Source organism: Rubrivivax albus (assembly GCF_004016515.1).
Classification (GTDB): Bacteria; Pseudomonadota; Gammaproteobacteria; order Burkholderiales; family Burkholderiaceae_C; genus Rubrivivax; species Rubrivivax albus.
Map to the genome: position 1 here is coordinate 530,375 of NZ_SACT01000003.1, position 7,278 is coordinate 537,652.

The window sequence follows — 7,278 nt, forward strand, 5'->3', positions numbered from 1 at the left end:
CCCGCGGAACCGGCTCACGAGGCCACCTCCCGCTCTTGTCACGGAAACCCCGTCCATGAACGAACCCCTGTCCTTCGTCCACCCCACCCCCGACAGCCCTTGGGGCACCTTCCAGGCCCAGATCGACCGCGTGCTGCCCTACCTGGGCCCGCTGGGCCGCTGGGTGGAAACGGTGCGCCGCCCCAAGCGCTGCCTGATCGTCGACATCCCGATCGAGATGGACAACGGCACCATCGGCCACTTCGAGGGCTACCGCGTGCAGCACTCGCTCACGCGCGGCCCGGGCAAGGGCGGCGTGCGCTACCACCCGGACGTCACGCTGGAGGAGGTGATGGCGCTGTCGGGCTGGATGAGCATCAAGAACGCGGCCGTGAACCTGCCCTATGGCGGCGCCAAGGGTGGCATCCGCGTCGACCCGTCGAAGCTCTCGCGCAACGAGCTGGAGAAGCTCACGCGCCGCTACACCAGCGAGATCGGCATCATCATCGGCCCGCAGCAGGACATCCCCGCGCCCGACGTCAACACCAACGCGCAGGTGATGGCCTGGATGATGGACACCTACTCGGTGAACATCGGCGCCACCGCCACCGGTGTCGTCACCGGCAAGCCGATCCACCTCGGCGGCAGCCTGGGGCGTGTGAAGGCCACCGGCCGCGGCGTGTTCGTCACCGGTCGCGAGGCGGCGCGGCGCGGCGGGCTGGACCTGAACGGCGCGCGGGTGGCGGTGCAGGGCTTCGGCAACGTGGGCTCGGCCGCGACCGAACTGTTCTTCCAGGCCGGCGCGAAGATCGTCGCCATCCAGGATCACACCGGCACCATCGCCAACCCGAACGGCTTCGAACTCGCCGACCTGATGCCGCACGTGCAGCAACGCGGCGGCGTGGGTGGCTTCGCCGAGGCGGAGACGATCGACGACGAGGCCTTCTGGGACGTGGACTGCGACATCCTCGTGCTCGCCGCGCTGGAAGGCCAGGTCGGCGCCGACCGTGCCCGGCGGGTGAAGGCGCGCCTGGTGCTCGAAGGCGCCAACGGCCCCACCACCACCGCCGGCGACGACGTGCTGGCCGACCGCGGCATCCTCGTGGTGCCGGACGTGATCTGCAACGCCGGCGGCGTGACCGTGTCCTACTTCGAGTGGGTGCAGGACTTCAGCTCGTTCTTCTGGACCGAGGACGAGATCAACCTGCGGCTGGACAAGATCATGGTCGGCGCGCTCAAGCACATCTGGGACACGGCCGACCACCACCGCATCAGCCTGCGCACAGCCACCTTCGCGGTGGCCTGCGAACGCATCCTGATGGCGCGCGAGGAACGCGGGCTGTACCCCTGAGCCGGCCGGCGGCAGCGCGCACCTACGCGGCAGGCTCGCGCAGGAAGATCTCCACCCGGCGGTTCTTCGCGCGGCCGGCGTCGGTGGCGTTGTCGGCCACCGGTTGGCGCGAGCCGCGGCCCTCGATCATCAGGCGCGAGGCGGGCACGCCGCGGTCCTCGAGGTAGTCGCGCACGGTGCGCGCCCGTGCCAGCGACAGCGGGTCGTTGATCGCATCGCTGCCGGTGCTGTCGGTGTGGCCGACGACGCGCACCAGCACCGTGGCGTCCAGCCCCTGGGCGAACTGGTCGAGCACCGGGCGCAGCGAGGGGTTCAGGTCGGCGCGGCCGGTGGCGAAGCTCAGGTCGCTGGGCACGTTGACCCGGAGCTGGTTGTCCGCCGTCTTCGCCACCTCGATGCCCGTGCCGGCGGTGGCACGTTCCATCGCGCGCTGCTTCTCCTCCATGCGCTTGGACCAGAGGTTGCCGGCGATGGCGCCCACGGCTGCGCCGGCAGCTGCACCGGTGCCGGCCTTGCCGCCGGTGGCGCTGGAGAGCACCGCACCGGCCACCGCACCGATGGCGGCGCCGCGCGCCGTGTCCTGCTCGCGCTTGTCCATGTTCTGGCAGCCGGCCAGGGCCAGCGCGCCAGAGATGAGCACGGGAAGGGTGGCGTGTCGCATCGGGTTCTCCTGCAGGGTCGCAACGGAGGCCCAGCGTAGCACCGCCCGGCTACGATCCCGGCCGTGCGCGTTGTGCGCACGTTGCCGTTTGTCAATCCATGCAACGACGTGCCCTGCTCCTGTCCACCTCGCTCGCGCTGATCGGCGCGGCGGCGGTCCCCGCCCAGGCCCAGACCTGGCCCACGCAGACGGTGAAGATCGTCGTGCCCACCGGCGCCGGCAGCTCGCTGGACCTGATCGTGCGCCTGATGAGCGACAAGCTCGCCGCGCGCTGGGGGCAGACCGTGCTGGTGGACAACAAGCCGGGCGCCGGTGGCATGCTGGGCGTGGACCTGGCGGCCAAGGCGACCGACAACCACACCATCGCCATCGGCTTCAACGGGCCGCTGGCCTATGCGCCCTTCCTGTACAGCAAGACGCCCTACGACCCGGCCAAGGATCTGCGGCCGATCGTGATGACCAGCTCGCAGGCCAACGTGCTGGCGGTCAACGCCGAGAAGGTGCCCGCGAAGACCGTGCCCGAGTTCGTGGCCTGGGCCCAGGCGCAGGCCGGCGGCATGAACTTCAGCTCGCTGGGGCAGGGCAGCTCGGCCCACATGACGATGGAGCTGTTCCTGGCCGAGGCCGGCATCAAGGCGACGCACGTGCCCTATAACGGCAGCCCGCCGGCGGCGCTGGCGGTGGCCCAGGGCGACGTGCACGCCACCTGGATGGTGGCGCCGGCCCTGCTGCCGCACGTGCAGAGCGGCAAGGTGCGCCTGCTGGCCGTGAGCGCCGACACCAAGCCCGCCGGCCTGCAGGACCTGCCGGCCATGGGCGCGGTGGGCTACCCCAAGGTGGTGGCGCTGGCCTGGAACGGGTTGGTGGGCCCGGCGTCGATGAGCGACGCCGCCGTGGCGCGAATCAACGCCGACGTCAACGCCCTGCTGCAGGACGCGGCGGTGCGCGATGCCATGGCCAGCAAGGGCCTCACCATCGTCGGCGGCAGCGCCGAGGACTTCCGTCGCTTCATCGCCGACGACGTGGCCCGCTGGGGCCCGGTGATCACGAAGCTTGGCGTGAAGCTGAACTGAGTCAGTAGAGCCCGACCGGCCCATGGTCGCCCAGCGCGACCACGTGGCTGACCAGCGCGCCGTCCAGCCAGGCGTGCACGGCATAGCCTGGCGGCTCCAGTCGCCAGGCAGGGGGCGCGTCGGGCGCCAGGTCGAGCACGATCTGGTGGGCGGTGGACGGCACCGTCATCGCCAGCGTGCCGCCGAAGCGCCGCGTGATGGGCCGGTGCAGGTGGCCGCAGATCACCCGTTCGACCTGCGGGTGGCGCTGCAGCAGCGCCGCCAGTTCGGGCACCCCTGCGCGCAGGCCGATGGCGTCCATGTGACCGATGCCGGTGGTGAACGGCGGGTGGTGCATCGCGAGCACGGTCGGCGTGTCGGGTTCGTCGGCCAGCGTGCGCGCCAGCCAGCCCAGGCGCGCGGGGCACAACTGGCCGTGCGAGGCACGGGGCACCACGGTGTCCAGCGCCACCACCCGCAGCCCGGCGGTCTGGCGCACCCACAGCACGTGGCCGGCCAGGGCCGGGTCGCCGCCCACCGGCTGCAGTTCGTCGTGGTCGGCGAAGACCTCGCGCATCACGGCCGCATCGTCGTGGTTGCCGGGCATCAGCCACACCGGGCCGGGCAGCGGCGCCAGCAGCGATCGCAGGTGGTCGTACTCCTCGGCCGTGCCACGGTCGACCAGGTCGCCGGTGAGCACCACGGCCGCCGGCTGCGGCTGTAGCGCGGCCACCGATGTCACCGCCTGGGCGAGCAGGGAGGGCGTGTCCACGCGGTCGAGCAGGCGCCGGCCGGGGGCGACGATGTGCGGATCGGACAGCTGGACGAGCATGGGTGGCGGGCCTCCGTGACGTTGCATCGTACGTCCGGCGCACGGCCACCGTCGGCCGGCACCCCCGGGTTCACCTGACATCACAGCGTCATCGAACCCGCCTATGCTTTTCGTATGAACAGGCTAATGCCTTTCATTCGAACATGACCCCGCCCGACACCGACACCCGCGAACGCCGCATCCTCGACCTCGTGCGCGACCACGGGCTGGTGGACATCGGTGCGCTGGCGCAGCAGTTCGGCGTCACGCCGCAGACCGTGCGGCGCAGTGTCAACCGGCTCAGCGAACGTGGGCTGCTGCGCCGCGTGCACGGCGGCGTCACCCTGCCAGCGGCTGGCACCAACCTGCCCTGGGAGACCCGGCAGGTGCAGCATCTGGACGGCAAACGGCGCATCGCAGCCGCAGTGGCCGCTCACATTGGTGATGGTGCCTCGGTCGCCATCGGCCTGGGCACCACGCCGCACCAGGTGGCGCTGGCGCTGCGCGGGCGGCGCGGCCTGCGGGTGGTGACCAACAGCCTGCGCGTGGTGTTCGCGCTCGCCGGCGCCGAGGGGCTGGAGATCGCCGTGGCGGGCGGCTTCCTGCGCCCCGCCGACCTGGACGTGGTGGGCGACGCGGCGGTGCGCTGCTTCGCCGGCTTCAAGACCGACTACGCCGTCTTCGGCGTCGGCGGCATCGACGAGGACGGTGCCCTGCTCGACTTCGACCCGGCCGAGGTGGCCGCCCGCGAGGCCATGCGGCAGAACTGCCGGCAATCGCTGCTGGTGGCCGACGCCAGCAAGTTCGGCCGCGCGGCGCTGGCGCGCGGGGCCCATCTGGCCGACATCGACCACCTGTTCATCGACGCCCTGCCCGGCCCCGCCTTCCGCCCGCTGCTGGACGGGGGGCGTCCGCGCCTGCACCTGGCCGAGGAGACCGCCGGATGAGCCGCGTCGCGCTGGAAGGCATCGTCAAGCGCTTCGGCGAGCACGCCGCGGTGGATGGCGTCAGCCTGGTCGCCGAGCCGGGCCAGTTCGTGGCCCTGCTCGGGCCGTCGGGCTGCGGCAAGAGCACCACGCTGCGCCTGATCGCCGCGCTGGAGCGGCCCGACGAAGGCCGCATCCAGATCGCCGGCCAGGACGTCACTCACGCCCCGCCGGCCGAGCGCGGTGTGGCCATGGTGTTCCAGAACTACGCCCTGTTCCCGCACCTGACGGTGGGCGAGAACATCGTCTTCGGCCTCACCGTGCGCCGGGTCGACAAGGCTGAACGTGCGCGCCGGCTGGCCCGCGCCGCCGAGCTGCTGGGACTGCAGGCGCTGCTGGGCCGCAAGCCGGCGCAGCTCTCGGGCGGCCAGCGCCAGCGCGTGGCGCTGGGCCGGGCCATCGTGGCCGAGGCGCCGGTGTGCCTGATGGACGAGCCGCTGTCCAACCTGGACGCCCAGCTGCGCCAGCAGATGCGCGGCGAGATCCGCGAGCTGCAGCAGCGCCTGGGCATCACGATGATCTACGTCACCCACGACCAGACCGAGGCGATGACGATGGCCGACCGCGTGGTGCTGATGCGCGCCGGCCGCATCGAGCAGCAAGGCGCGCCGCAGGACCTGTACGAGCGGCCGGCCTCGACCTTCGTGGCCGGCTTCATCGGCGCGCCGGCGATGAACCTCTTCCCGTCGGACGACGCCCGCACGCTGCGCGGCGTGCGGCCGGAACAGCTGCGCCTGCTGCCCGCCGGTCAGGGCCTGCCGGCGCGCGTGGCCGCCATCGAGTACCTGGGCGCCGAGAGCCTGCTGGTCTGCGAGGCGGCCGGCACGCGCCTGGTCGTTCGGGCCGGGGCCGACGCCGCCCACCCCCTGCCGCCGCGCGGCGCCGAGGTCGGCCTGGATTGGCCGGCGCATGCGCTGCACCACTTCGACCGCGACACCGGTCTTCGCCTGAGCTGAGAGGAGCCTACCCATGAGCCGCTGGATCCCTACCCTGGCCGCCGCCGCACTGGCCGCCGCCTGCGCCCTGCCTGCCGCCGCGCAGGAACTGAGCCTGTACTACCCGGTCGCCGTCGGCGGCCCGGTGACCAAGATCATCGACGGCCTGGCCGCCGACTTCGAAAAGGAAAACCCCGGCATCAAGATCAAGCCGGTCTACGCCGGCAGCTATCAGGACACCATCACCAAGGTGCTGACCGCGGCCAAGGGCGGCGACGCGCCGCACATGGCGGTGATCCTGTCCACCGACATGTACACGCTGATCGACGAGGGCGTGGTCGTGCCCTTCGACGATCTGGTGAAGACGGCGGAGCAGAAGGCCTGGATGGGCGGCTTCTACCCCGGCTTCATGAAGAACAGCCAGACCGGCGGCAAGACCTGGGGCATCCCGTTCCAGCGCTCCACGGTGGTGATGTACTGGAACAAGCAGCTGTTCAAGGACGCCGGGCTGGACCCCGAGCGCCCGCCACAGAACTGGGCCGAGCTGGTGGACCACGGGAAGAAGCTGACGAAGAAGGACGCCGCAGGCAACGTCACCACCTGGGGGGTGCAGGTGCCCTCGTCGGGCTTCCCGTACTGGCTGTTCCAGGGCTTCACGACGCAGAACGGCGCCGTGCTGATGAACGACGCAGGCACCCAGACCTACTACGACAAGCCCGAGGTGGTGCAGGCGCTGCAGTACTGGGTGGACCTGTCGCGCAAGCACGGCGTGCACCCGCCGGGCGTGGTGGAGTGGGGCACGACGCCGAAGGACTTCTTCGAGCGCAAGGCCGCGATCATCTGGACGACCACCGGCAACCTGACCAACATCCGCAAGAACGCCGGCTTCGACTTCGGCGTGGCCATGCTGCCCGCGGGCAAGCAGCGCGGGACGCCCACCGGCGGCGGCAACTTCTACGTCTTCAAGAAGGCCACCGCGGCCGAACGCGAGGCGGCGCTGAAGTTCATCCAGTGGGTCACCTCGCCCAAGCGTGCGGCGGAGTGGGCGATCGCCACCGGCTACGTCGCCGTCAGCCCGGCGGCCTGGGAAACGCCGGAGATGAAGGCCTACCTGGCCGACTTCGCCGCCCCCACCGTGGCCCGCGACCAGCTGCAGTACGCCACCGCGGAGCTTTCGACGCACGAGAACCAGCGCGTGACCAAGGCGCTGAACGACGGCCTGCAGGCGGCACTGACCGGCACCAAGACGCCGGAGCAGGCGATGAAGGACGCCCAGCGCGAGGCGGACCGGATCCTGCGCAGCTACCGCTGACGTCGGGAACGAAGGGGTGTTCGAGTGACAGTTTGCGACCCGGAGCGGACGTTGGATACCGCGTTCGACGGCCGAGGCGGCAAGGCGGCGGCGGGTTGGCCTGTGGCGCTTAGGTCGAGCGGTCTCCGCTGCGCTCCGACTCCCCTGCGCTTCTCGGTCCCGAGGCCCGCGGCCGAACTCACTTCGCTCAC

7 protein-coding genes are annotated in these 7,278 nt (G+C 71.4%); 5 read left to right on the top strand and 2 right to left on the bottom strand.

The annotated features are described in order from the left end of the window. The first annotated feature begins 55 nt into the window (after positions 1-55). Positions 56-1,330, top strand: a complete 1,275-nt coding sequence (locus ENE75_RS13070; protein WP_128198735.1) for a Glu/Leu/Phe/Val family dehydrogenase — start codon at positions 56-58, stop codon at positions 1,328-1,330. 22 nt (positions 1,331-1,352) lie between these two features. Here the strand turns inward: ENE75_RS13070 and ENE75_RS13075 are convergent, their stop codons facing one another. Continuing rightward, positions 1,353-1,991, bottom strand: coding sequence for a YiaD family glycine zipper/OmpA-like lipoprotein (locus ENE75_RS13075; protein WP_128198736.1), 639 nt, complete (start codon positions 1,989-1,991; stop codon positions 1,353-1,355). A gap of 98 nt (positions 1,992-2,089) precedes the next feature. Here ENE75_RS13075 and ENE75_RS13080 point away from each other — a divergent pair, with 98 nt between their 5' ends. Beyond that, complete coding sequence (locus ENE75_RS13080) at positions 2,090-3,064, top strand: Bug family tripartite tricarboxylate transporter substrate binding protein (protein ID WP_128198737.1); 975 nt, start codon at positions 2,090-2,092, stop codon at positions 3,062-3,064. A gap of 1 nt (position 3,065) precedes the next feature. Here the strand turns inward: ENE75_RS13080 and ENE75_RS13085 are convergent, their stop codons facing one another. Further along, positions 3,066-3,875, bottom strand: coding sequence for a phosphodiesterase (locus tag ENE75_RS13085; protein WP_233259049.1), 810 nt, complete (start codon positions 3,873-3,875; stop codon positions 3,066-3,068). Positions 3,876-4,018: 143 nt separating this feature from the next. On the opposite strand from ENE75_RS13085, the gene ENE75_RS13090 reads away from it, so the two are divergent. Genes ENE75_RS13090 through ENE75_RS13100 form a run of 3 tightly spaced genes read left to right on the top strand, consistent with a single transcriptional unit; the run spans position 4,019 to position 7,087 of the window. After that, positions 4,019-4,801 (top strand): DeoR/GlpR family DNA-binding transcription regulator, encoded by a 783-nt coding sequence (locus ENE75_RS13090; RefSeq protein ID WP_128198739.1) that lies wholly within the window; start codon positions 4,019-4,021, stop codon positions 4,799-4,801. After that, the gene (locus ENE75_RS13095; protein WP_128198740.1) at positions 4,798-5,796 is read left to right on the top strand and encodes an ABC transporter ATP-binding protein; all 999 of its coding nucleotides are present in this window, start codon (positions 4,798-4,800) and stop codon (positions 5,794-5,796) included. Before ENE75_RS13090 ends, ENE75_RS13095 begins: the two co-directional genes overlap by 4 nt. 13 nt (positions 5,797-5,809) lie before the next feature. Next, entirely contained in the window at positions 5,810-7,087 is a 1,278-nt protein-coding gene (locus ENE75_RS13100) for an ABC transporter substrate-binding protein (protein ID WP_128198741.1), read from the top strand. Positions 7,088-7,278: the final 191 nt, after the last annotated feature.